This window comes from Streptococcus oralis (assembly GCF_001578935.1).
GTDB classification, from domain to species: domain Bacteria; phylum Bacillota; class Bacilli; order Lactobacillales; family Streptococcaceae; genus Streptococcus; species Streptococcus oralis_R.
Map to the genome: position 1 here is coordinate 1,068,818 of NZ_KQ969521.1, position 23,850 is coordinate 1,092,667.

The 23,850-nt window shown below is 39.7% G+C and carries 17 protein-coding genes and 1 pseudogene; 3 read left to right on the top strand and 15 right to left on the bottom strand.

All coding sequences use genetic code 11. The annotated features are described in order from the left end of the window. Nucleotides 1-52 precede the first annotated feature (52 nt). From metE to SORDD15_RS05390, 13 genes and pseudogenes are all read right to left on the bottom strand, one after another. Nucleotides 53-2,302, bottom strand: coding sequence for a 5-methyltetrahydropteroyltriglutamate--homocysteine S-methyltransferase (gene metE, locus SORDD15_RS05330; protein ID WP_061415209.1), 2,250 nt, complete (start codon nt 2,300-2,302; stop codon nt 53-55). Between the two features lie 352 nt (nt 2,303-2,654). Next, entirely contained in the window at nt 2,655-2,948 is a 294-nt protein-coding gene (locus SORDD15_RS05335) for a helix-turn-helix domain-containing protein (RefSeq protein ID WP_000797751.1), read from the bottom strand. Then, nucleotides 2,938-3,293: pseudogene (locus tag SORDD15_RS05340) on the bottom strand (type II toxin-antitoxin system RelE/ParE family toxin). Before SORDD15_RS05340 ends, SORDD15_RS05335 begins: the two are co-directional and overlap by 11 nt. 158 nt (nt 3,294-3,451) lie before the next feature. Beyond that, on the bottom strand, nt 3,452-3,817 hold the full coding sequence (locus SORDD15_RS05345; protein ID WP_061415211.1) for a TIGR02328 family protein: 366 nt from the start codon (nt 3,815-3,817) through the stop codon (nt 3,452-3,454). Continuing rightward, nucleotides 3,801-4,205: a YbgA family protein gene (locus SORDD15_RS05350; protein WP_061415214.1), complete on the bottom strand. Its 405-nt coding sequence runs from the start codon at nt 4,203-4,205 to the stop codon at nt 3,801-3,803. Before SORDD15_RS05350 ends, SORDD15_RS05345 begins: the two co-directional genes overlap by 17 nt. Nucleotides 4,206-4,378: 173 nt before the next feature. Next, on the bottom strand, nt 4,379-7,423 hold the full coding sequence (locus SORDD15_RS05355; protein WP_061415699.1) for a type I restriction endonuclease subunit R: 3,045 nt from the start codon (nt 7,421-7,423) through the stop codon (nt 4,379-4,381). Nucleotides 7,424-7,454: 31 nt separating this feature from the next. Next, nucleotides 7,455-8,678 carry an ATP-binding protein gene (locus SORDD15_RS05360; protein WP_061415217.1) on the bottom strand — a complete coding sequence of 408 codons (1,224 nt, stop codon included), beginning with the start codon at nt 8,676-8,678 and terminating at the stop codon, nt 7,455-7,457. Next, the gene (locus tag SORDD15_RS05365) at nt 8,665-9,273 is read right to left on the bottom strand and encodes a restriction endonuclease subunit S (RefSeq protein WP_061415220.1); all 609 of its coding nucleotides are present in this window, start codon (nt 9,271-9,273) and stop codon (nt 8,665-8,667) included. Before SORDD15_RS05365 ends, SORDD15_RS05360 begins: the two co-directional genes overlap by 14 nt. Before the next feature lie 59 nt (nt 9,274-9,332). Next, entirely contained in the window at nt 9,333-10,550 is a 1,218-nt protein-coding gene (locus tag SORDD15_RS05370; RefSeq protein ID WP_061415221.1) for a restriction endonuclease subunit S, read from the bottom strand. Continuing rightward, the gene (locus tag SORDD15_RS05375) at nt 10,550-11,545 is read right to left on the bottom strand and encodes a virulence RhuM family protein (RefSeq protein ID WP_061415226.1); all 996 of its coding nucleotides are present in this window, start codon (nt 11,543-11,545) and stop codon (nt 10,550-10,552) included. The genes SORDD15_RS05370 and SORDD15_RS05375 overlap by 1 nt, the downstream gene beginning before the upstream one ends. Then, nucleotides 11,535-13,106: a type I restriction-modification system subunit M gene (locus SORDD15_RS05380; protein ID WP_061415228.1), complete on the bottom strand. Its 1,572-nt coding sequence runs from the start codon at nt 13,104-13,106 to the stop codon at nt 11,535-11,537. Before SORDD15_RS05380 ends, SORDD15_RS05375 begins: the two co-directional genes overlap by 11 nt. A 106-nt stretch (nt 13,107-13,212) precedes the next feature. Continuing rightward, entirely contained in the window at nt 13,213-14,352 is a 1,140-nt protein-coding gene (locus tag SORDD15_RS05385) for an AbiH family protein (protein WP_061415230.1), read from the bottom strand. A 51-nt stretch (nt 14,353-14,403) separates the two neighbouring features. Next, on the bottom strand, nt 14,404-17,037 hold the full coding sequence (locus tag SORDD15_RS05390; protein ID WP_061415232.1) for a DEAD/DEAH box helicase family protein: 2,634 nt from the start codon (nt 17,035-17,037) through the stop codon (nt 14,404-14,406). Nucleotides 17,038-17,169: 132 nt separating this feature from the next. Here SORDD15_RS05390 and SORDD15_RS05395 point away from each other — a divergent pair, with 132 nt between their 5' ends. Further along, nucleotides 17,170-17,787, top strand: a complete 618-nt coding sequence (locus SORDD15_RS05395) for a TVP38/TMEM64 family protein (RefSeq protein ID WP_000076177.1) — start codon at nt 17,170-17,172, stop codon at nt 17,785-17,787. 323 nt (nt 17,788-18,110) lie between these two features. Here SORDD15_RS05395 and scrK read toward each other — a convergent pair whose 3' ends face one another. Next, nucleotides 18,111-18,998, bottom strand: a complete 888-nt coding sequence (scrK, locus tag SORDD15_RS05400; protein WP_061415235.1) for a fructokinase ScrK — start codon at nt 18,996-18,998, stop codon at nt 18,111-18,113. 151 nt (nt 18,999-19,149) lie between these two features. After that, a complete protein-coding gene (locus tag SORDD15_RS05405) occupies nt 19,150-21,036 on the bottom strand; it encodes a sucrose-specific PTS transporter subunit IIBC (protein ID WP_061415237.1) in 1,887 nt (628 codons plus the stop codon). A gap of 378 nt (nt 21,037-21,414) precedes the next feature. On the opposite strand from SORDD15_RS05405, the gene SORDD15_RS05410 reads away from it, so the two are divergent. Next, entirely contained in the window at nt 21,415-22,869 is a 1,455-nt protein-coding gene (locus tag SORDD15_RS05410; protein ID WP_061415239.1) for a sucrose-6-phosphate hydrolase, read from the top strand. Continuing rightward, nucleotides 22,850-23,815 carry a LacI family DNA-binding transcriptional regulator gene (locus SORDD15_RS05415; protein ID WP_061415241.1) on the top strand — a complete coding sequence of 322 codons (966 nt, stop codon included), beginning with the start codon at nt 22,850-22,852 and terminating at the stop codon, nt 23,813-23,815. The genes SORDD15_RS05410 and SORDD15_RS05415 overlap by 20 nt, the downstream gene beginning before the upstream one ends. The last annotated feature ends 35 nt before the right edge of the window (nt 23,816-23,850 follow it).

The following is a 23,850-nucleotide window of genomic DNA, read 5'->3' on the forward strand; positions in this document are numbered from 1 at the left end:
GCTTGGGCCAAGCAGTTCCTTGATCAGCCAGGGTCAAGAGAGAAATCTTATCTTATAATTTCTCACGCGCAGCTTTTGCTGCTTCGACAAGGCGAATCAAGCTTTCTTTTGTTTCTGGAATACCACGTGTTTTCAAACCACAGTCAGGGTTGATCCAAACTTTCTTGCTTGGAACTTTGGCAAGAATAGCATCGATTGTGTGGTCAATTTCACCTTCATTTGGCACACGAGGTGAGTGGATATCGTAAACCCCAGGTCCCACTTCTGTTTGGAAGTTTTTCGCTTTGAGTTCGTCCAAGATTTCAAGGTTTGAACGGCTTGCTTCAAAGGAAATAACGTCCGCGTCCATGTTGTCGATAGCTGGGATGATATCTGTAAATTCTGAGTAACACATGTGAGTGTGGATTTGAGTATCTGGCGCAACTGTAGAGTGTACCAAGCGGAAGGCAGGAATTGCCCAGTCAAGGTAGTCTTCGTACCAGTCGCTACGACGGAGTGGCAATTTCTCACGAAGAGCAGCCTCGTCGATTTGGATGATTTTCACACCAGCAGCTTCAAGATCAAGAACTTCATCCTTGATGGCAAGAGCGATTTGAAGAGTTGAGTCCTTGATAGAGATGTCTTCACGTGGGAATGACCAGTTAAGGATGGTAACAGGTCCTGTCAACATACCCTTAACAGGTTTGTTTGTACGGCTTTGTGCGTAGCTAGACCATTTGACAGTGATTGGGTTGAGACGAGTGACATCACCCCAGATGATCGGTGGTTTCACCCCACGCATACCATATGATTGTACCCAACCATTTTTAGAGAAGAGGTAACCTGACAAGTTTTGACCGAAGTACTCAACCATGTCGTTACGCTCGAACTCACCGTGTACAAGCACGTCAAATCCAACTTCTTCTTGCCATTTGATCCATTCGTCGATCGTTTCAGCAAGGAAAGCATCGTATTCTTCTTGTGACAATTCACCCTTACGGTAAGCCAAACGTTTGGCACGGATTTCCTTAGTTTGAGGGAAGGAACCAATCGTTGTCGTTGGAAGGGCTGGAAGTTTGAAAGCTTCTTCTTGGATGGCTTCACGTTCAGCAAAGGCTGGCAAACGAGTGTAGTCAGCATCTGTCAAACCAGCGATGCGCGCACGAAGTTCTGCATTTTCACCCACACGCTCAGTAGCAAAGAGTTCTTTGTTAGCAGCAAGTGCTTCTGCACCTTGACCATTGCGGATAGCATCCAAATCACGAAGTTCTTCCAATTTTTCAACTGCAAAGGCAAAGTGGTTCAGGATTGCTGGTTCAAATTCTTCGTTAGCAGTTGTAAATGGCACATGAAGAAGTGAGCATGAGCTTGTCAATACGATGTTTTCAGCTGGGATTTGCTCAAGAACAGCCAAGCTCTTTTCGTAGTTGTTGCGCCAGATGTTTTTACCATTGACGATACCTGCATAAAGAGTCTTGTCAGCTGGGAAACCACCTTTAACGAGTTCAAGAGTTTTCTTACCTTCAACGAAGTCAAGACCGATGGCATCAACTGGCAAGTTCACAAGATCAACATAAACGTCACGCACATCACCAAAGTAAGTTTGAATCAAGACCTCGAGACCTTTTTTGTCAGCCAAGAGTTTGTTGTAGATATTCAAGAAGAGAGATTTTTCTTCAGCTGTCAAATCTTTGACAAGAGCCGCTTCGTCGAGTTGGATGCGAGTCGCACCAAGTTCAGCCAATTTTGCAAAAACTTCTTGGTAAGCAGCTACTAAGCTGTCTACGAAGTCTTCTGCTTTCACGCCCTCTTCAAAGTCTGATAATTGAAGGAAAGTGAATGGACCTACAAGAACAGGACGAGTGTTCAATCCAAGTTCTTTTGCTTCTTGGAACTCATCAAAAATCTTGTGACCAGCCAATTTAACTTGAGTGTCTTTTTCAAATTTAGGAACGATGTAGTGATAGTTGGTGTTGAACCATTTCTTCATCGGAAGGGCACGAACATCCCCTTTTTCTCCTTGGTAACCACGTCCCAAAGCAAAGTAACGCTCAAGCTCAGACAAGTCCAAGTTTTGAACAGATGCAGGGACCACGTTGAAAAGGAAGGCTGCATCTAGGAAGTTGTCATAGTGAGAAAAGTCATTTGATGGGATTTCAGTGATGCCTTTTTCTTTGACAATGTTCCAGTGTTTTGCGCGCAAGTCTTTAGCTGCTGCCAAAAGTTCTTCTTCTGAGATTTCTTTTCTAAAGTATTTTTCAGTTGTAAATTTTAATTCGCGGAATTCGCCCAAACGAGGGAAACCGATGATCGTAGTTGACATGATGTGTCCTCCAAAATTTGTTGTTGAAACTATCTTAACAGAAAAGAGACTGTCTGTATAATTGTAAATAATTAGGCTTTGATATAGTTTGAAACTATATCACTCTTTGGGTAACAAAAAAAGACTTGAGACCTGCGTCTCAAATCCTTTGTATTGCTAGTTTTATGGCTGTATTTTAGTTGAAATGCTCAAACGAGCCATTGACAATTCTTATAAGTGACTATGGCTTGCTATTAGAAAAGACTATAGGTTGATTTTCCTTTGGTATTTTTGATATTTCCCTGAAAAAGTGCGGACGGGAGGTAAAATTGTTCTGTGGATGATTTTAGCCAACCAAGTAATCTCATCTCTATCAACTTTTTTCCTGTTCAAGTGGGACGACTGCTAGTGTCTTTCCTAAACTGGCTAAGACTTTCAAGACCGTATCCAACTGAGGACTAGTCTTTCCTGTTTCCATCCTAGCTATGACAGGCTGGCTTACTCCACTGAGTTCTTCTAGTTTTTTCTGACTGATACCTTGCTCATGTCTAGCCTCAATCAACTCACTCATAATAGCCACTCGCATATCACTTTCAAGAATTTCTTCCTTGGTAAAGAGTTCTGTTCGGACATCCTTCCAATTACTTCCAATGGCACTATTCTTCATCACTTAACCCTCTTTCTTTTATGTCCTTCAGTCCACGCTTGGCTTTTTCAATTTCTCTCCTAGGAGTTTTCTGAGTCTTTTTGACAAAATGATGTAAGAGAACAAAACTCCCATCAAGCCAAGGCACAAATAATATCCTATCCCTCAGAGGTCTTAGTTCCCAAATCTCATCTTCCAAATGTTTGCACCAGCTCTAGTCCCATGCTGACTAAGCAACTCGATATAGTCATTTAGTTTATTGAGTTTGATGCGACTTGTCCTTACTCTTCTTTCTAGCCAATTCTCTCATATAATCTAAGACTGGCTCATTTCCATTTTTTCCTTATAGAAGTAAATCGTATGCACCAAGTACCCTCTTTCTAACTCAATTATAACTCAAAAGTTATTAAAAGTAAATTCTAATATTCATAAAAAGGAGACCTTAGAATCATTTTCTAAAGGTCTCATCTTTATTATTCGAAAAATTTACGAGAAGAGTTATAATGTGGAGCTAAGCCTGACTCTTACTCCAGCTCAATGCTTTTCTCTCGGAGATTAGCCAGACACTCCTCATAGTATTCTGCATCATGCTCACTATAGACGGGATTCCCCAACTTTTCCTCAGGCAAGTCTTCATAAGGAGGACAGGTTTTGCCACGGTAGTTCTTGTCCAGCCACTCTTGACTGACATTGTAGCCACGGTTAGCCATCTCCTCCATGATCAAGCGATGATAGGCATAGAGACGATAGGGCGAGTGGGTAAAGACATAGTTCACCGTCGCATGCTTTCTGCCCCAGCCATTGCCACGAAGGGCGCAACACTCTCGATGTTGCCCCAAGAGCTGAGGACGGGGAAGTTGTGAAATCAAAGCTTCATGCCAAAGTCTCATGGGAGTCTCCTTTCAGTAAGGTAGAATGTTGCAAGTAGGTATTGGGATAGCAATCCAGCAACACTCGAGTCTTAGCAATCACATCTTCCTTAGAAGCTTGACCAAAGCGGTAGCGATCCAGCAAGAGCATATAGTCTCTGCGCTCAGCATCTGTCGCTTTCTTTTTGAAATAGCCCCAAATATGCTGAAAGGCATTGCAAACCTGACCTCTATGTTCTGGAATCCGGCAAGCACGATCAATCATCTCTTGAACCCGACTCAGCTCCACCACTTCTTGCTTTAGATACTGGCGAATCTCATTGTAAATATTGCTAGAATGACTCAAAACGAGGTATTTGTTTCTAGCCCAGAGTTGCTGACACTGGGATTTTGGGTTAGTTTGTTCCATCTTTCTCCTTGTTTTCTATCCGTTTCCGGGAAATATGGAAACAAAGTTATTTCTATAAAATGAGCGAATCAATTACTCCATCACCCTTTAAAGTTTTTCAAAAACTCTTTAAGTTCAGCATCGGCTTCTGGTGTGGTTCCTGATTTTTCTAATAAACCTTGTTCGACAACCCCTTAAATACCTGAATAAGTCTCTACTAACAACTGAATCTTACGTAAAACTTCTTGCTTTTTCCGTTCACGCGCTCCCTGTCGACGAGAAGTTGGTGGAATAATCGAATCTAAATCAGTCCCACTATTTTCAGCATAACCTCGTTGAATTGATTTGTCGATAAACAATTGATAATCAGCTACAAGTTTCTCAGCCTCGGCTAGGTCGTGAATCGCGATTTTCTTGCGCTCCTTGCCATATTCATAGAAAGCATTGATAATCCCATCATGGTCTTTCAATTTTTGCAAATCGGTGTCATTGATAAATCCGATAACCAACTCTTCTTTGGCACGAATATCGATACTAGAACGAATTACACGACTAACTTCTGCTTTCATTACTTCTTTAGACTCAGAATTCTTCGATTTTTCAACAATTAACGCCAAGATATAGTCTAGGTTAATCTCATCAGTTTTTAGTAACTCAATTTCAAATTCGACATCTGAAAGGTCAACATCCAAATCCTTAGTCTTTTCATAGTTTTTAAGATTCAAAAATTCATCTCGAATTTCCACATAGGCACTTCTTAAATCTTGAAGATAACCTTCTGAAATAGGTTTGTCGATTTCTTGGAATTCATCATAATTTCGAAGAACATTATCAAGTTTCAACAACTCACCAAATAACTTAACAAACTCTTTTTTCTCATGATCTGTCTCAATTTCTTGCGGGTTCGGGAATCTTTCCAGAATTTCCTGACAAACCTCAGTATATCCTTTGACCTCGATACCCGTTACTTGATCGACGAAACCATCCATGTATTCACTAAAGCTTTTTTCTAAGATGATTTCAAGCTTATTGGTGTCCCCAAAAGTCTTAATTGCTTCTTGCGTAGCCTTTTCTAAATCACGGAAACAAACAATATTCCCAAAAGGTTTAACTTTGTTAAAAATCCGATTGGTTCTCGAGAATGCCTGAATCAAACCATGATAACGTAGATTTTTATCGACAAAGAGTGTATTCATAGTCGGGGCATCAAATCCCGTCAAGAACATACCAACTACAATCAGCAAATCCACTTCTTTAGACTTAACTCGTTTAGAAAGGTCACGATAGTAATTTTGAAACTCTTTCCCATCAGTTGAGAAGTTAGTCTTGAACATGTGATTATAGTCATCAATCGCTTTTTCCAGAAACTCTTTAGAAGATTGTGGCATGGCTGTATCTTGCGGTTCGAGCTCTTCATCTTGAATTTCCCCATAAGCTGACTGTTCTTCATTTGGTGCGAAGCTAAAGATGGTTGCAACTTTCAAGCGTTTAGCTTCTGGTAAAGTTGCTTGTTGTCGCTGGAGTTCGTCGTAGTATAGTTTAGCAGCTTCAATACTTTGTACAGCTAGCATGGCATTAAATCCAAACAGTTGTTTTTGCTTATGAGTATAATGTTGATTTCGATGCGTTTTGTCATTATAAACTCTCAACAGATACTCTGTGATAGTTGCGATCCGTTCTGGATGCAAAAGGAGTTCCTTCTCCATCTTTTTGAGTTTCTTCTCATCAATCTCTTGGCCAACTGCTTTTTCAGCTTCTCTATATTTATTGATTTCAGGCTTGATATAGTTATAGTCAACCTTGAACTTCAATACTTTTTTATCTCGAATAGCATCTGTGATAACGTAGTTATGAAGTTGTTCTCCAAAAACTTCCTGGGTCGTTTCTCCCGTTAAGCTATTTTCTGGGAAAATCGGTGTTCCTGTAAATCCATACAAGGCGTACTGTTTAAAGGCCTTCTTAATACGCTTTTGCGCCTTCCCAAACTGGGAGCGGTGACACTCGTCAAAAATCAAAACACATTTTTTATTGTAGATTTCATGATTTGGATTTGCTGTTATAAATTTATTTAACTTCTGAATAGTTGTGACAACAATTCGATCATCATTTTCTTCGATACTGCGTTGTAGTTCTTTTGTGTTATTGCTACCATTGACTGAATTTGGTTGGAATTTTTGATATTCCTTCATGGTTTGATAATCTAAGTCTTTTCTATCCACCACAAAAATTACTTTATCAATATAGTCCAACTCTGTTGCCAAGCGTGCAGTCTTAAAGCTGGTCAAGGTTTTCCCTGAACCCGTCGTATGCCAGATATAACCACAAGCATTGATGGTTCCAAAATTCTTCATTTCATTGGAAGAATGAATCTTGCGCAAGATACTTTCAGTTGCTGCTATCTGATAAGGGCGCATGATGAGCAAGGTATTATCCACATCAAAAACACAATACTTGATCAAGACTTCCAAGAGGACACGCTTACTTAAGAAAGTAATAGTAAAATCTTCCAATTCGTGAATAGTCTTATTCTTACGGTCTGCCCACTCACAGGTAAACTCATAGTGATTTTTATTTTGAGCTGTCGTATTTGCAAAGTAGCGTGTATAAGTGCCATTCGAAATCACAAAAATCTGAACATACTTATACAAAGAATTTTCGCTGTTAAAGCTTTCCTTACTATAACGGTGAACCTGATTAAAGGCTTCTTGTAGACTAACTCCACGCTTCTTCAATTCAATCTGAACTAGCGGAAGACCATTTACCAAAATAGTGACATCATAACGGTTGGTATGACTCCCCACTTGCGTCACTTGGTTGATGACCTGCATGCTGTTGTTGTGAATATTTTTCTTGTCGAGGATGAAAATATTTTTAATCCGTCCATCATCAAAGACAAAGTCATAGATATGATTTTCTTGGATTTTTCGTGTCTTTTCAACCAAACCTTCATTGGGACAGTCTAAATACTCGACTACAAAACGTTGCCATTCAGCATCCGTAAAGCTCACCTTATTAAGCTTTTCAATTTGAACCTTTGCATTCGCTAAAAGCTCTGAAGGAGTATGGATATCCAATCGTTCATAATTGAGACCATTGACCAAATCCGTAAGCAATTGTCTTTCCAAATCTGCCTCAGACTGAAATTCTCTATCTGTGCGATACTCTGGTTGATACTCAGCCAAGAGAATCCCTTCATTTGTTTCCGCAATTACTTCATGTACTTTTGAATAATCAACCATAATCATAATCTCTCGTTATTCTATGTATATTCTAGTTTAAATGATTAATATCTTTGTTAAAATATAGTTTTTCAATAAACGTTTTATATATTTCTTTAAAATATACTTTATCATCCTCTGTCAACTCTGGAAATTCCTCGGAGGACTGCTTATCATGACTAAATAAATTTAAGTATCTATTATAAATAGCTGTATTTTCGTTAACAGGTAAAAGTCCTTTCCACTCTTTATACCCTAAATAAGTAGAAGTTTTTTCAAAAACTGTCCTTAATAAATTGTAATGATATTTTTCCAATTGTTCTTGTTGGATTGCTTCATCAATAATGTCAATTACCTTCAAATGATAGGCAAATGGAGAATCATTAGTCTCTTTTAGATAGTATGTTTCTCTACCATCATTTGATGATACTCTGTGCTCAAATACCAATCTTGTAAGTGAATCTCCTCTAAGTTCATTAAACAATACATTAAAAAATAAAGGATGGTGTGTTGTAATAATGAATTTTAAACCCGCTGATATAGATGCTTCTGATGTTTCTTTTTTAAAATTACTTTTCTTTATTAAACTAGCTAAATCAACAGCAATTTCAATGATTCTCCGATCATCTAATGAAGAAACAGGATCATCAATAAAAATATATTTAAGTTCTGGAAAAGAATCTGGATCATCATTTTTACTTTCAATAACTTCATTTATAAAAGTATAGAAAAGACTCCATATAAAATTTGTTTCCTCTCCCTTAGAAATTTTTATATCGTTCTCTGTAATTCTAGTAGATGTTCCATTCTCATTTTTATCAGTATAAGTTTTTGAAAAAGAAACATTTGTATAATCATTAAATCTTGGCTCAATTATCTGCTGGTGGTTTCTTTTAACATGACCTACTGGATAAATGCCTAGGTAATCTTGAAACAGATTAATTATATTTCTATCCAATCCTTGTTCCTCAATAATATACTTTACAAATTTTGAATCGGGATTAATGTTTAGACTTCTAACTTCATCTTGATCCAAATCATTATTCCAAGAAAAAAGATCTTCTGTAAAAGCATTGTAGTAAAAAATTTTCTTGTCCTTGATAGATATTTCTTGTTCTACCTTATCTCGATTATCATCTAAAATTTGCTTGACTACCATGGAAAGTCTAGTTTTTCCACTTCCATTGAAAGCATATAGAAGAGAACTCTTAGATTTTCTTAAAATAAGATCATTTGCAACATCTTCCAGTGATTTAAAACTTTTATAATCCGTCATAATTCTCTTTTTCCTTTTCATCAAAATCTAATATTCTGTCTCTCCAGTATTCATACTGTTTCTGTCTTAGTTCGATTTCTTTTGGAAGACCTTCAGAAATAGAGTTGGTTAAGGTGTTGAAATTGTCAAGAATGGAGACAATTCTTTTTTGTTCAGTGAGAGGAGGCAGAACAATTTTAAATTTTTCCATATCCTTCGAATTGATTCGGACAACTTTTGTCCCGGTCACTTTTCTTTCCTTTTGAGATTGAAACGAAATCGATCTTAGCCAATAATTCAAGTACCGTGAATTTTGACTCGTACGAATGATATAACTATCTCCAGAAATTCCAATTTCTTCTTTTCCTTCCCAAACAATTGATTTCCCAACATCTTCAACATTTTCAGATGTTGTTGCCATTATCAAATCATTAGGATAGGCTTTTTTTAACTTTTCGAATACTATTTCACTAGTTTTAGAAAGAGTTTCAACAACTATAAAATCGTATTTAGTGTAAATTTGTCCGTAGTGAATAACAGATTTCCCATTTTCTGTAAACTCCTTCTTCTGAAGTCCATTTCCTCTTACAAAATCACAAATTACTCCCAACTTCACTCGAATTGGACCAAATACCCACTGTAAAAGCTTGATAATAGCGGAGTTGTCCCACTCCTCTACTCTACTCTACTCTCAGTGTACTCGCCTTCGGCGACGAATGTCAAGAGTTTTTCTCTAAAATATTCATACTGTTTTTGGCGTAGTTCAATCTCCTTGGGAAGTCCGATGTTTAAGTCGTTACAAACCGTATCAAAGTTGTCTAGAACTTGAACAATGCGAGATTGAATTTCGAGGGAAGGGACTGGAATTTTGAATTTTTCAGTATCATTACTAGAAATTTGTGGCATCTGCATATTATTAGCGATGTTTTGAAAATGTTCTTTATTATGAACTAAGTAATGATAAATATATCTTAAGTTGATATTTTCATTGTCTGAACTGTATGACCAAAATTCATTTTTAAAACTAAATGGTTCTGTGCAGTATTCAAAATCAATAATTCCACGAGATTTTACAACAATTGCCTCTTCTGTGTGAATATCTTTATCGGGAATATCTCCATAGTTCACATCAGCGTAAGTCTTTCCTCCTGCAAAGATACGGATTGGCGCACCATCTTTGTGAAGTAATTTCATCTGACTAGCTGTAATTTTAGTTCCTTTTCCTTTTTTAAGACATTCGTTCAACTTCTTCCACTCAACCTGATAAACCTCATCATCAAATGATAACAGTTTATCTCTATAAAAAGAATATTGCTTTTTACGTGAGGTCAATTCTGAGGTCAATTCTGAGGTCAATTCTGTAACATAATTGGTAAATTTGTCAAGTATTTGCACGATTTTTTCTTGAATTTCTAGAGGTGGGATTGGAATTAAAAATTTTTCCATATCTTTAGAATTAATTCTAATTACTTTAGTCCCTGTCACTTTTCTCTCTTTCTGCTTTTGAAATTGAAAAGTTCTAAAATAATAGTTGATATACCTTGAATTCTGATTAGTCGTTAAAACATAGGAATCTCCAGAGATGCCTATTTCCTCATCTCCCTCCCATACAATGGATTTCCCTACATCCTCTATATTTTCTGACGTCGTCGCCATAATAATATCATTAGGCTTCGCTTTTCTTAACTTACAAAATACACTATCATCAGTAAAAGATACAGTGGTTTTTGTCGAAAATTTATATTTTGTATATATTTGACCATAATGTATTACAGGTTTTCCTTCATCAACAAAGTCTTTCTTTTGCAACCCGTTCCCTCTATGAAATTCAACCACTTCCCCCAACTCTTTCCATTCAACAGGACAGTTTTGTATTTCTTCTAGGATGTTCATCAGTTACCTCCTTCCTTGGCTAGATTTTCAATGCTTTTAATTTCTTTGAGGTAATCTTTTTCAACTTGACTAAGGGTCTTGGCTTGGTAACTCTTATATTCCTTATCTACCTTCTGCCTCATCTGTTCACGAGAGATAGAACCACTATTATCCAGCAAGTCTTCGCCAGTAGCCTGAAGAATACGATCTACGTGAACCACCCAGTCAGCCATGGTCATGACTTCTTCTCGCTCTGCCTGCCTTTCAGCAAAGTCTAGATATCCCGATACAAGCTGATTAAGCCCACGAAGCTCCTTCTCTGTCAGATAGTTCTTGGCAACTTTTGCTTCAGATAGAGTAGGGAGATCGCCCTTAAAAGTGGTCAAGCCCATAAACTCCTTTTCACTATCAACACGGTTATAAATGAGTTCACTGGCAGTATTGTGGTGAATAGCATAATGCATTTTGTTTTGAACTGTCGCAAAGAATTTCTTTGCCTCTAGTGAATTTGCATTGTAGTCACTTGATGTCGCAAAAAGATCCAAAACCTGACGGTAAAAGACTTTTTCACTGGAGCGAATGTCTCGGATTCTTTCCAGGAGTTCTTTAAAGTAAGAGCCTCCACCCAAGTTTTTCAAGCGCTCATCATCCATAGCAAAGCCTTTGATCAGATACTCTTTCAAGACTGTCGAAGCATAGTGTCTAAACTGGATTCCACGAGGAGAACGAACTCGATAACCAATCGCCAAAATCATATCGAGATTATAGTAGGCGACATTTCGCTGAACACTTCTATTACCCTCATTTTGAACTGTCAACTTATAGTTGACAGTTGCCTCTTCTGATAATTCACCATCTTCAAAGATAGCCTTGATATGTTTGCTAATATTTTGCTTGGAAGTCTGAAAAAGCTCAGCTAGTTCTTGTTGGGTCAGCCAGACTGTTCCATTATCCAAGTGGAGTTCAATAGAGGACTCCCCGTCATCAGTTCTATAGAGAATCACATCATTTGCCATGGCTAAGCTCCTCTACAATCTTATCTATCTCTGCACGTAAGTAGTCAATCTTAGTAACAGTCTCAGCGATTTCTTTATTGAGCTCATCAATATCAATCTTCTCACGTGTATCTTCTTGTTCAACATAGGTAGAGACAGAAAGGTTATAGTCCTGCTCTGAACCAATCATTTGATTATCAACAAGAGCTGCTTTATAGTCTACACTTTGATAATTAGTGAATAATTCAACGATATAATCGATATTACTATCTGTCAAGACATTATTATTGGTCTCTTTTTTGAATTCTTTACTCGCATCAATAAAGAGGGTTTTGTTTTCTAGTTTATTCTTCGCCAGAACTAAGATTGTAGTCGCAATAGAAGTGCCAAAGAAGAGATTGTCTGGAAGGGCAATAACCGCTTCAACAAAGTTGTTATCTACCAGATACTGACGAATGGTCTTTTCAGCACCTCCACGATAGAAAATGCCCGGGAAACAAACAATAGCTGCTCGACCTTTATTAGACAAGTGGTTGAGACTGTGCATGATAAAGGCAAAGTCAGCTTTTGACTTAGGAGCTAGTTTCCCTGCTGGAGCGAAACGGTCATCGTTTATCAGAGTTGGATCTCCATCTCCCACCCATTTGACAGAGTAAGGAGGGTTAGAAACAATAGCATCAAAAGGCTTTTCTTCCAAATGCTGAGGATTTAAAAGGGTATCTCCTCGCTTAATATCAAAGTTATTGTAGTTGATATTGTGCAAGAACATATTCATACGAGCCAAGTTATAGTTGGTCATGTTGATTTCTTGACCAAAGAATCCATCCTCTAGGATATGCTCTTCATATTGTTTTTTCATTTGAAGAAGGAGAGAGCCTGAACCACATGTTGGGTCATAGACTTTGTTAATCTTGTCCTTACCAACCATTACCAAACGAGCTAGTAATTTAGAAACTGTCTGAGGAGTGAAAAATTCCCCACCACTTTTACCAGCATTGCTCGCATAGTTGGAAATCAAGAACTCATAGGCATCCCCAAAGGCATCAATGTCATTTTCCTCAAAGTTTCCAAAGTTAATACTATTGATACCATTTAGAATGTCAGAAAGGCGTTTATTTTTTTCTGGAACAGTTCCACCAAGGATGTTGCTTCGGGTATCCAAGTTATCAAACAAACCTTTGATATCATCTTCTGATTTGAATCCAATCGCCGACTTCTCAATATCTTGGAAAATATTGGCTAAGTCTTCGTTTAGATTTTCATTTTGCGAGGCGTTCTTGACGACATTTTCAAATAATTGACTTGGAAGGATAAAGAACCCCTTATCCTCAACTGTCCCTGGTTTGAAATCTTGCTCAGCTTCTTGGTCACTTAAGTCAACATAACGGAATTCTAAATCACCAGCCTCATGCTCCGCACGGTCAAAATAGTCTGCCATGTGCTCTGAAATAAAACGATAGAACAGGATTCCTAGGATATATTGCTTAAAATCCCAACCGTCTACAGCTCCACGAACATCGTCTGCAATCGCCCAAATTTTACGATGCAGCTCCTTGCGTTCTGCATTTTCTTTACTTGCCATTTTTACTTTCCTTAATTAATGTATTATCTTTTCTATTTTATCATATTTCAAGAAAAACCACTCGACCTGACTAGAGCGAGTGGGCTATAAACTATTCTTAACTTTATTAAGGTAGTAGCTCTTTGTTCATACGGTCCTTATCATCACTCTTTACAAATACGACATTCCGTTTACCTGTTAACTCTATCAGTTTTTCCTTCCCAAGGATGATTGCGAGATTCTTAATAATTGATCGTTTAGCTAATTCATCGTAATAAGTAAAAATAAATCGATATGGATACCCACCAAGAGCTGCTAATTCAAAACATTTTTGAAATATCTCTTTATCCAAGGGGTCTACTGAGTGCCCATAAATAATGATATTTTTTGATAGTGATTTAGATACTCCCTCATTTGAATACTTGTCTTTTGGTTTGAAAAATTCTTCAAATTGATTTCCACTCTCTTTAACAACTCTTTGGTAATACTTCTGATAAGGAATCAAATCACTGTTGACATCATTTTCTTTATCCTCTATTCCAAAGACCATGGTATTGATCCTATTAAACGTTCTATCTAAATCAATTCGCCCATGTATGAAATGAGTTCTTTCTTCAACAGTTCCAAATAAATAAGCTGACGTGTTAGTATAATTAAAATTTAAAACATAAGAACTTAATAAATGAGGTACTGCATCCAAAGCCGTTGGTCTTACCTGAATATTTCGAACACTAAAATCAAGATAGTCCAAATAAGACAGATAGATTTCTAATAGTTCAATTAGTAAATCAAGTTGATCAAGAAATAACTCATCAAGTTTCTCTATTAGTAGCTCTTTTTGTTTATTATCAAACTCAATCTGACCAAAATTCTCCGCAATCACTTTAACAACATAATATTTTGCAATATAATTTCTTCTATCTAATAAAACATTATCAAATTCATAAGTATCAAAATAGCCAATACTTTCAAATAACACATCACTGTTGTTTTTAAAATATATAATAGCATCTAAAAGTCTTGAAATAATGAGTTCAATATTCGACCAATTTATCCCTAGAGTTTCTTCGTTTTCATTAATAAATCTCAAATATAGATTATCTTTGTATTTCTCAATCCTTATATTTTTAACTTTTAGGAACTCCAGTAACTCCTCATTTGGATTAGAGAATAATTGTTTTTCAAAGTCAATAAAATCGGTATACTTTGTTTTTCGATCCATAGCAATATCAAAACCATTACCCAGAATTAGAATAGTATCTGCCATATTTTCTCCCTTTGCTTTTTTATTTTCTAGAGGGGTAATATTTTACCTCCCCTACTCCAATCGGCTTTTAACTTTCTTCTTAGTCAAGGTACGGTCGTTTTGATTGGAGAGAGCTTTGATACGAGCTTCTAGAAGGGTTTTCCGTCCGGTCTCTGTTCGTGTGTAGACGAGATGATAACGTCCGATAGTCGGCGTCAGAAAGTCGAGGAATTTCTGTGCTTCTTCCTTGCGCTTGTCAAAAAGACTAGGCACGACATAGTAAGGTGACTGACCTTGTCGGATTTTCTCTGCCTTCAAGAGATAGCGCTGGTTGTCCACTGGTGCAAAGAACTCTCCCACAGTCTGCGCAAACAGCTCCTTGTCCCTCATGCTTCCTCCCTTGAGATAGGCAAAGACCATGTAATTTTCCTTATTCTCCTCTACCTGAACACGGGATTGATCATCCGTTAGATGCCCCGAATCTAGCAGAGCCTTTCGGATCTGCTCACCCAGAGACTGCAAGCGTTTATAGGGACTCTTATAGCGGAGGTAGCGCCAAGATGCAAAGACCAAAAAGAGGAGACAGGCTGCTGTAAGCCACCAAACACCGATCAATCTCAATCTAAATAGCAAGACCAACAAATCTACTGCCAACAAGAGCAATAACATGCGAACCCATTTTAATGCATCAAGCAAGAGAATGACTGGGATTTTCTGTTTTTGAGTTGCGACTTCTGTAACTATCTCGAACTGATCCGCTACGACAAGAGCATCTTGCCATTTTTGTCTCAAGCCTGCTCGATCCTTGGATAACATCTTAATCCGTTCGTTATACTCTCTGATTTGCTTTTTCTTAAAAGGGGGCTTTGGAAAATCCAAACGATCCAAACCGGTCTCAATACTCTCCTGATTATAGGCCAGTCCAAGAAAATGCTCCATCCGTCGCGACAAGGTCTGCAGATCCTGATTGCTCTCTGGTCTAGGCTCCTCACCAGGAAGAGTGATAAGTGCTTGCGCTTGAACGGCTACCAGATGCCAGATGTTGCTGGTCTTTTCTGGATGCCCCGGCCAGATACGAATGGCACGCCCGCGCATCTGGTTACTCAGCATAAAGCTCCCCACAAAGCTTCCGAGGATTAGGGAATTAACACAAGGAGCATCCCAACCCTCTCCGAGGAGAGATTTGGTTCCGACTAGGACTTGAATCCGCCCTCGTTGAAAAAGCTCCGTCACCGCCCCTACAATACCCTTAGCCGTACTAGGGAATCCCACCAGCACATAATCCTCTTGGTCTAACTGACCAATAGATGAGAAACTAAGAGGAACCTGAGGCAAGAGTTCCTTCAACTCTGCTGCCACATCGGTAGGCAAAATAACGACACTACCTGACAAGACAGCCAAAGATACAGGGATCTCTTGCTCCTGAGCTTTTCGACGAATGCTTTCAAAATAAGGGAGAACCCCCAACTGAGAAATGGTTGCCTGATCATCTCCCAGATAGGCGGCAAAATCCTTGCGAATATAGTCAGCTAGTATTAACTGTCTCAGTTCCTGACCTAGACTCTCATACTCTGCCCAGAAGATATCGGCAATGGCAGACAACTTCCCCAGAGATTGGGTTAAAAGCTGATCGGAAGCCTTGGACTTAACTAGATAAACCTGACGTTTTTCCACCAACCCACGCGCCTTCAAGTCAGCCTCTAACTTTTTCCTATATCCATCTGGTTCCTCATACCAATCTGGTGTCTGATAGAGTATACTCTGCAACAGCGTCTCCAGCCAGTAGGAGGTCAATGCTGGAAGCTTCTGGGTTCCCAGTAAATTTTGTAAAGAGGGAGGAATCGTTAACCCCTGAGAATGCATATAAATCAACATAGCAGACAAGTACTTGGGGTCTTCTAGTAGAACATCGGATGAAATGTTTCCTTTGAGTACCTTAGACCCTGTTACAAATGTTTGAAAATCAGGATTGACTATAAGGTGATGAATATAGTCCCGCTTAGTCTCCTCAAACCGTTTGAGACGTTCCGCCTCTTCAGCTGTTGGTGAACACATATAGACAAAATCCTGATGAGGGCAAAGAGTGTCTTCCTTGACTAGTTCAGGTACCGTGATTTCTTGATCGATCTCCCCGCACATTCGGATATAGCGTTCCCAGAGTTCTGGCTCGCTGTCATATGGTGGTGTCGCTGTCAGGGAGATGACTTGCAGCGGTTCATACTGTTTGCGAAAGGCTTCCAGACTTTTCCACCATTCATTGCGCAGGTGGTGGCATTCGTCCAAGCAAAGAGTCGCAACTTTCTGAGCTCTTAGGCTTGCAAGCAAATCAAACCCCACAAAATCCTCTGCTTCTCCATCTTCTTGTGATTGCAATTGGTTCATGGCACTATGAAAAGCCTGATAGGTCACAATCGTTAATGCCTTCATCTCCTTTAAGTTTTGGGAAACGAGATCTGAAAGTCTCTGACCCTCCCCTAGAAAAGCAGTTTGAATCCTATCTACCCATTGTTCACGAATAGTGACAGTTGGAACTAAGATGAGGGCTGGGTTGCCAAAACGAGCGATTAGCTCGATACCAATGGTTGTCTTTCCAGACCCTGGAGCTGCCACTAGATGAACATGACCGTCTGCTTGATAGTCCTGAAAACGATCCAAGACCTGTTTTTGATATTGGCGCCAGCTTCCTTTAAAGTTTAAACCTAACATGATACCCCTTATTCTATACCATCATTTTCTTATTCTCATTTTACCACACTTATTTCACCAGTCAGATAATCCAGATAGTTTTTCTCCATGAAATATGGTATAGTAGAATCATACTATCTATGAGGAGTTTACATGTCACAGGATAAGCAAATGAAAGCTGTTTCTCCCCTTCTACAGCAAGTCATCAATATTTCATCTATCGTCGGGGGAGTCGGCACCTTGATTTTCTGTATTTGGGCCTATCAGGCAGGAGTGTTACAGTCCAAGGAAACCCTATCGGCCTTTATCCAGCAAGCTGGGGTTTGGGGGCCACCACTCTTTATCTTTTTACAGATCCTACAAACCGTCGTTCCGATCATTCCTGGAGCATTGACCTCGGTGGCTGGGGTCTTTATTTACGGCCACATCATCGGAACTATCTATAACTATATCGGCATCGTGATTGGCTGTGCCATTATCTTTTACCTCGTCCGTCTCTATGGGGCTGCCTTTGTCCAGTCCGTCGTCAGCAAGCGCACCTATGACAAGTACATCGGTTGGCTAGATAAGGGCAATCGTTTCGAGCGGTTCTTTATCTTTATGATGATCTGGCCAGTTAGCCCAGCTGACTTTCTCTGTATGCTGGCTGCCCTGACCAAGATGACCTTCAAACGCTATATGATTATCATTGTTTTGACCAAGCCCTTTACCCTAGTGGTTTATACTTATGGTTTGACTTATATTATTGATTTCTTCTGGCAGATGTTTTGAGAATAGAAAAATCCGTTTGGGAAATCAAACGGATTTTTAGATCATAGATAGACTATAGCCTGATACTAAATATACTTTGGTATGGAAATCATGCCTATTTTTTGATAGTGAATCGAGGACGTACCTAGCCTTTCCGCCGTGATAAAAACACCTGAAATTTAATGGTTTCAGGTGTTGGGAAACTTTGAGACATTAGGCTCAAAGTTTAGGTATGGAATTTCGAAGAAAGTCGCTACCGTCCGTCATCACTTAAGGAAAGGCTCAAAAACATTTTCGTCAAACAAAACATCCGTTTGGTTTCCCAAGCGGATATTTTCTTTGTTTTATTTTGCGACACTCTTAGCAAGGACAAAGTTCCCAAGTGTGGCAGAACCATTCCCTGCGACTGCTGGAGTCACGATATAGTCACGCACGTCTGGTACTGGTAGGTAGCCGTTGAGGAGAGCTGTGAATTTCTCACGCACACGGTCCAGCATGTGTTGTTGGGCCATAACGCCACCACCAAAGACGATGACGTCTGGACGGAACGTCACGGTAGCATTGACCGCAGCCTGAGCGATATAGTAGGCTTGAACATCCCAGACAGAGCTGTTCAGTTCAATGTTTTCACCACGAATACCTGTACGAGCTTCCAGACTTGGACCAGCCGCAAAACCTTCCAAACATCCCTTGTGGAAAGGACAAACACCGTTGAATTCTTTTTCAATATCCATTGGGTGTTTAGCCACATAGTAGTGACCCATCTCAGGGTGACCGCTACCGCCGATAAACTCACCACGTTGAATGACACCTGCACCGATACCTGTACCGATTGTGTAGTAAACCAAGTTTTCGATACGGCCACCAGCATTGTTACGAGCAACGACTTCACCGTAGGCAGAACTATTTACGTCTGTTGTGAAATAAATCGGCACGTTTAGGGCACGACGGAGACTACCTAGCAAGTCTACATTTGCCCAGTGAGGTTTTGGAGTCGTTGTGATAAAGCCATAGGTTTTTGAGTTTTTATCGATATCAATTGGACCGAAAGAACCGATGGCAAGACCTGCAAGATTGTCAAATTTTGAAAAGAACTCAATGGTTTTATCGATAGTCTCGATAGGAGTTGTTGTAGGAAACTGTGTCTTTTCTACAATGTTAAAATTTTCATCTCCGACAGCACAGACAAACTTTGTACCGCCCGCTTCTAAGCTTCCATATAATTTTGTCATGATAAACCTCTTTTAATTATTTCTTTTATTATAGCATAATTTCTAGATAGAAATGACTCTAGATTTTAGATTTTCCTCTGTAAATCATATCATTCAAGCAAAAACGAACAAACATCACATTTGTTCGTTTTCATTTCTAGTTCGTCAGAAATTAAGCTTTGACTTCGATTGCTGCATCTCCCTTAGTAACTGTTCCAGATGCGGCCGGAGTTACGGAAGTATAATCAGCAGTGTTAGTTACGATGATCATAGTCGTATCATCAAGTCCTGCTGCTGCAATCTTACTTGAATCAAAGGTTCCAAGAACATCTCCAGCTTTAACCTTGTCGCCTTGAGCAACTTTTTGGTCAAATCCTTCACCGTTCATAGTGACTGTATCGATCCCCACGTGGATCAAGAGCTCAGCTCCGTTTGCAGTTTTCAAACCATAAGCATGTCCTGTCGCAAAAGCAATCGTTACTTCGGCATCAGCAGGAGCATACACCACACCTTGGCTTGGTTTTACAGCAATTCCTTGCCCCATAGCACCGCTAGAGAAAACTGGATCATTTACATCGCTAAGGGCAACTACTTCCCCCTCAACTGGAGTTAAGATCGTTTCATCTTGACGAGCTACTGGAAGGTCGCCAGTTGTTTCTTCTTGAACCAAACGTTCTGTCGCTACTTCAGTTGCAACTTCTTTTTCATCCTCATAACCAAACATGTAAGTAAGAGCAAAACCAAGGACGAATGATACAGCTACCATAAGAAGGTATTGAAGCAATTGACCATTACCAACATAAAGCATTGTACCAGGGATGATGGTGATACCATTACCAGTACCAGCAAGTCCAAGGATAGAAGCCAATCCACCACCGATAGCACCAGCGATCAATGAAAGGAAGAATGGTTTACGGAAGCGCAAGTTAACCCCGAAGATAGCAGGCTCTGTAATACCGAGGAAGGCAGAAAGAGCAGCTGGGAAAGCAAGTGTTTTCAGTTTAGGATTTTTAGTTTTAACACCAACGGCAACAGTTGCAGCCCCTTGAGCTGTCATCGCTGCAGTGATGATAGCGTTAAATGGGTTCACATGGTCAGCAGCAAGCAATTGCACTTCAAGCAAGTTAAAGATATGGTGTACACCTGATACGACGATCAATTGGTGAACCCCACCGATGACCAAACCACCTAGACCAAATGGCAAGCCAAGGATAGCTTTTGTTCCAAGAAGGATGTAATTTTCAACAACATGGAAGACTGGTCCGATGACAAAGAGTCCAAGGATAGACATGACCAAAAGTGTCACGAATGGTGTCACCAAAAGATCCAAGACATCTGGAACTACTTTGCGAAGAGCCTTCTCAAACTTAGCTCCGACCACCCCGATGATGAAGGCTGGAAGAACAGAACCTTGCAAACCAACAACAGGAATGAAGCCAAAGAAGTTCATAGCTGTTACTTCACCACCTGATGCTACTGCCCAAGCGTTTGGAAGTGAGCCAGAAACCAGCATCATACCGAGGACGATACCAACAGCTGGGTTACCACCAAATACGCGGAAGGTAGACCATACCACCAAACCTGGCAAGATGATGAAGGCTGTATCTGTGAGGATTTGGCTGTAAATGGTAACATCTTCTGGAAGTGTCATTCCAAGAGCGTTCAAGAGACCACGAACACCCATGAAGAGACCAGTCGCTACGATAACTGGAATGATTGGCACGAAGACGTCACCGAAAGTACGGATAGCACGTTGGAACCAGTTTCCTTGTTTAGCAGCTTCTGCTTTCATATCTTCTTTAGAAGATGTTGGCAAACCAAGTGCAACGACTTCGTCGTACATCTTATTTACTGTTCCAGTACCAAAGATGATTTGGTATTGACCTGAGTTAAAGAAAGCTCCTTGAACTTTATCCAAGTTCTCAATCACTTCCTTATTGATTTTCCCTTCATCTTTGACCATAACACGTAGACGAGTCGCGCAGTGGGCTACACTGTTGACATTTTCACGTCCACCCAAGGCTTCGATGACCTTTTTTGCAATATCCTGATTGTTCATTTGCAAAAATCTCCTTATAAAATTTTTGTTATTGTTTGAAAGCGATTTTATTCGCCCTACGACTATTATTTTATCACGTTTCTAAAATATGTCAAGCGTTTTGCAGAAATTTTTATTCCCTTTCTTTTTTCTCTGATTATTTTTGCTCGTTTTTGAGGGATATTCTCTTTTTTCTCAAAAAAATATCTTTATATTTGAAGAACTAAGGCTTTTGTTTACATTTTCTTTCATTTTTTCGTGAAAATTTGCCAGATTTCCTTTACTTAATTTATAACGAACGTTTGACATATTTTTCTCTTTTTTGACATAAAAGACTTGCTTTTTTTCCCGAAAACGTTTACTATTATTATAGAATAGAACTTATGGAGGAAAGATAAAATGGAATGGACAACCGAGCGCCGTTATAGACGCTATGAAGACTGGTCTAATGATGAAATCAAGCAAATTAAGGAAAATATGGCACAATCTCCTTGGCATACTCGTTACCATGTCGAGCCTAAAATGGGGCTTCTCAATGACCCGAATGGCTTTTCTTATTTTGATGGCAAATGGATTCTCTTTTACCAGAACTTCCCCTTTGGTGCAGCCCATGGGCTGAAGTCTTGGGTGCAGCTTGAAAGTGATGATTTAGTGCACTTTACAGAAACTGGAGTCAAAGTTTTGCCAGATACTCCATTAGATAGCCACGGTGCCTACTCTGGTTCTGCCATGCAGTTTGGCGATCAGTTGTTCCTATTTTATACTGGAAATGTCCGTGATGAAAATTGGATCCGTCACCCCTACCAAATTGGCGCCTTAATGGACAAGACTGGGAAGATTGAAAAGATTGACAAAGTCTTGATTGACCAGCCCGCAGACGCTACTGACCACTTCCGCGATCCGCAAATTTTTAACTTTAAGGGACAATATTATGCTATCGTCGGTGGACAGGACTTGGAGAAAAAAGGCTTCGTCCGTCTCTACAAGGCTGTGAACAATGATTACACAAACTGGCAAACAGTTGGCGACCTTGACTTTGCTAACGACCGTACTGCCTATATGATGGAATGTCCAAATCTGGTATTTGTAGGCGAGCACCCTGTCCTTCTCTACTGTCCACAAGGATTGGATAAAGCTGTTCTAGACTACGACAATATCTATCCAAATATGTACAAAATCGGAGCATCCTTTGATCCTGAGAATGCTAAAATGATAGATGTGTCTCCATTGCAAAATCTAGACTATGGTTTTGAAGCCTATGCAACTCAAGCCTTCAACGCTCCGGATGGGCGTGCACTAGCAGTAAGTTGGCTTGGACTGCCAGATGTTTCCTATCCATCTGATCGTTTTGACCACCAAGGAACCTTCTCATTGGTCAAAGAACTCACTATCAAAGATGGCAAACTCTACCAATATCCTGTCTCAGCCGTCAAAGAACTTCGTTCTTCTGAAGAGGTCTTCTCAAATCGTACTCAAACCAAAAACACCTATGAACTGGAGCTCAACTTGGAGGCCAATAGCCAAAGCGAAATTGTCTTGCTCGCTGACAAAGAAGGCAAGGGGCTTTCAATCAACTTTGACCTTGTAAATGGTCAAGTCACAGTGGATCGTAGTCTGGCTGGTGAACAGTACGCCCAAGAATTTGGGACAACTCGTTCTTGCCCTATCGATAACCAAACTACTACTGCCACTATCTTCATCGACAAGTCAGTCTTTGAAATTTTCATCAATAAAGGAGAAAAAGTATTTTCTGGTCGTGTCTTCCCACATGCGGACCAAAATGGTATCCTCATCAAGTCTGGAAACCCAACTGGAACTTACTATGAATTAGATTATGGTCGCAAAACTAACTGATGTCGCAAAACTTGCAGGCGTCAGCCCTACTACCGTCTCACGGGTCATCAATAAAAAGGGTTATCTATCTGAAAAAACTATTCAAAAGGTCAATGAAGCCATGCGAGAATTGGGCTACAAGCCCAACAATCTGGCTCGCAGTCTCCAAGGAAAGTCTGCCAAGTTGATTGGACTCATTTTCCCAAACATCAGTCATGTCTTTTATGCGGAGTTGATTGACAAGTTGGAACACCAACTCTTCAAGAATGGCTACAAGACCATCATCTGTAACAGCGAACATGACTCCGAAAAAGAACGGGAGTACATTGAAATGCTGGAGGCCAACCAGGTAGACGGTATCATTTCTGGGAGTCACAACTTGGGAATCGAAGACTACAATCGTGTGACAGCCCCAATCATTTCCTTTGACCGAAATCTATCACCTGACATCCCTGTCGTCTCCTCTGACAACTACGGTGGCGGGGTTCTCGCCGCCCAAACCTTAGTCAAGACAGGAGCACAGTCTATCATCATGATTACAGGAAATGACAACTCGAACTCACCGACTGGACTGCGCCACGCTGGCTTTGCCTCTATTCTCCCAAAAGCGCCCATTATCAATGTTTCGAGTGACTTCTCTCCCGTCAGAAAAGAAATGGAAATCAAGAATATCTTGACCAAACAAAAACCAGATGCGATTTTTGCTTCGGATGATTTGACAGCTATTCTGGTCATTAAAATTGCTCAAGAACTGGGAATTTCTGTTCCTGAGGAGCTCAAGGTCATCGGCTATGATGGTACCTACTTTATCGAGAACTACTATCCTCACTTGACAACGATTAAGCAGCCTATGAAAGAGATTGCCCAACTCACTGTTGATCTCCTCTTACAGAAGATTGAAGGCAAGGAAGTCGCAACAACCGGTTACTTCTTACCGGTTACATTATTACCAGGGAAAAGTATTTAAACACAAGAAAACTCAGACCGATTCGTCTGAGTTTT

What these genes read in the sequence shown, in the direction of transcription:
- metE (WP_061415209.1), bottom strand. Translation starts at nt 2,302, where the DNA reads ATGTCAACTACGATCATCGGTTTCCCTCGTTTGGGCGAATTCCGCGAA.
- SORDD15_RS05335 (WP_000797751.1), bottom strand. Translation starts at nt 2,948, where the DNA reads ATGAAGAATAGTGCCATTGGAAGTAATTGGAAGGATGTCCGAACAGAA.
- SORDD15_RS05345 (WP_061415211.1), bottom strand. Translation starts at nt 3,817, where the DNA reads ATGAGACTTTGGCATGAAGCTTTGATTTCACAACTTCCCCGTCCTCAG.
- SORDD15_RS05350 (WP_061415214.1), bottom strand. Translation starts at nt 4,205, where the DNA reads ATGGAACAAACTAACCCAAAATCCCAGTGTCAGCAACTCTGGGCTAGA.
- SORDD15_RS05355 (WP_061415699.1), bottom strand. Translation starts at nt 7,423, where the DNA reads ATGGTTGATTATTCAAAAGTACATGAAGTAATTGCGGAAACAAATGAA.
- SORDD15_RS05360 (WP_061415217.1), bottom strand. Translation starts at nt 8,678, where the DNA reads ATGACGGATTATAAAAGTTTTAAATCACTGGAAGATGTTGCAAATGAT.
- SORDD15_RS05370 (WP_061415221.1), bottom strand. Translation starts at nt 10,550, where the DNA reads ATGAACATCCTAGAAGAAATACAAAACTGTCCTGTTGAATGGAAAGAG.
- SORDD15_RS05375 (WP_061415226.1), bottom strand. Translation starts at nt 11,545, where the DNA reads ATGGCAAATGATGTGATTCTCTATAGAACTGATGACGGGGAGTCCTCT.
- SORDD15_RS05380 (WP_061415228.1), bottom strand. Translation starts at nt 13,106, where the DNA reads ATGGCAAGTAAAGAAAATGCAGAACGCAAGGAGCTGCATCGTAAAATT.
- SORDD15_RS05385 (WP_061415230.1), bottom strand. Translation starts at nt 14,352, where the DNA reads ATGGCAGATACTATTCTAATTCTGGGTAATGGTTTTGATATTGCTATG.
- SORDD15_RS05390 (WP_061415232.1), bottom strand. Translation starts at nt 17,037, where the DNA reads ATGTTAGGTTTAAACTTTAAAGGAAGCTGGCGCCAATATCAAAAACAG.
- SORDD15_RS05395 (WP_000076177.1), top strand. Translation starts at nt 17,170, where the DNA reads ATGTCACAGGATAAGCAAATGAAAGCTGTTTCTCCCCTTCTACAGCAA.
- scrK (WP_061415235.1), bottom strand. Translation starts at nt 18,998, where the DNA reads ATGACAAAATTATATGGAAGCTTAGAAGCGGGCGGTACAAAGTTTGTC.
- SORDD15_RS05405 (WP_061415237.1), bottom strand. Translation starts at nt 21,036, where the DNA reads ATGAACAATCAGGATATTGCAAAAAAGGTCATCGAAGCCTTGGGTGGA.
- SORDD15_RS05410 (WP_061415239.1), top strand. Translation starts at nt 21,415, where the DNA reads ATGGAATGGACAACCGAGCGCCGTTATAGACGCTATGAAGACTGGTCT.
- SORDD15_RS05415 (WP_061415241.1), top strand. Translation starts at nt 22,850, where the DNA reads ATGGTCGCAAAACTAACTGATGTCGCAAAACTTGCAGGCGTCAGCCCT.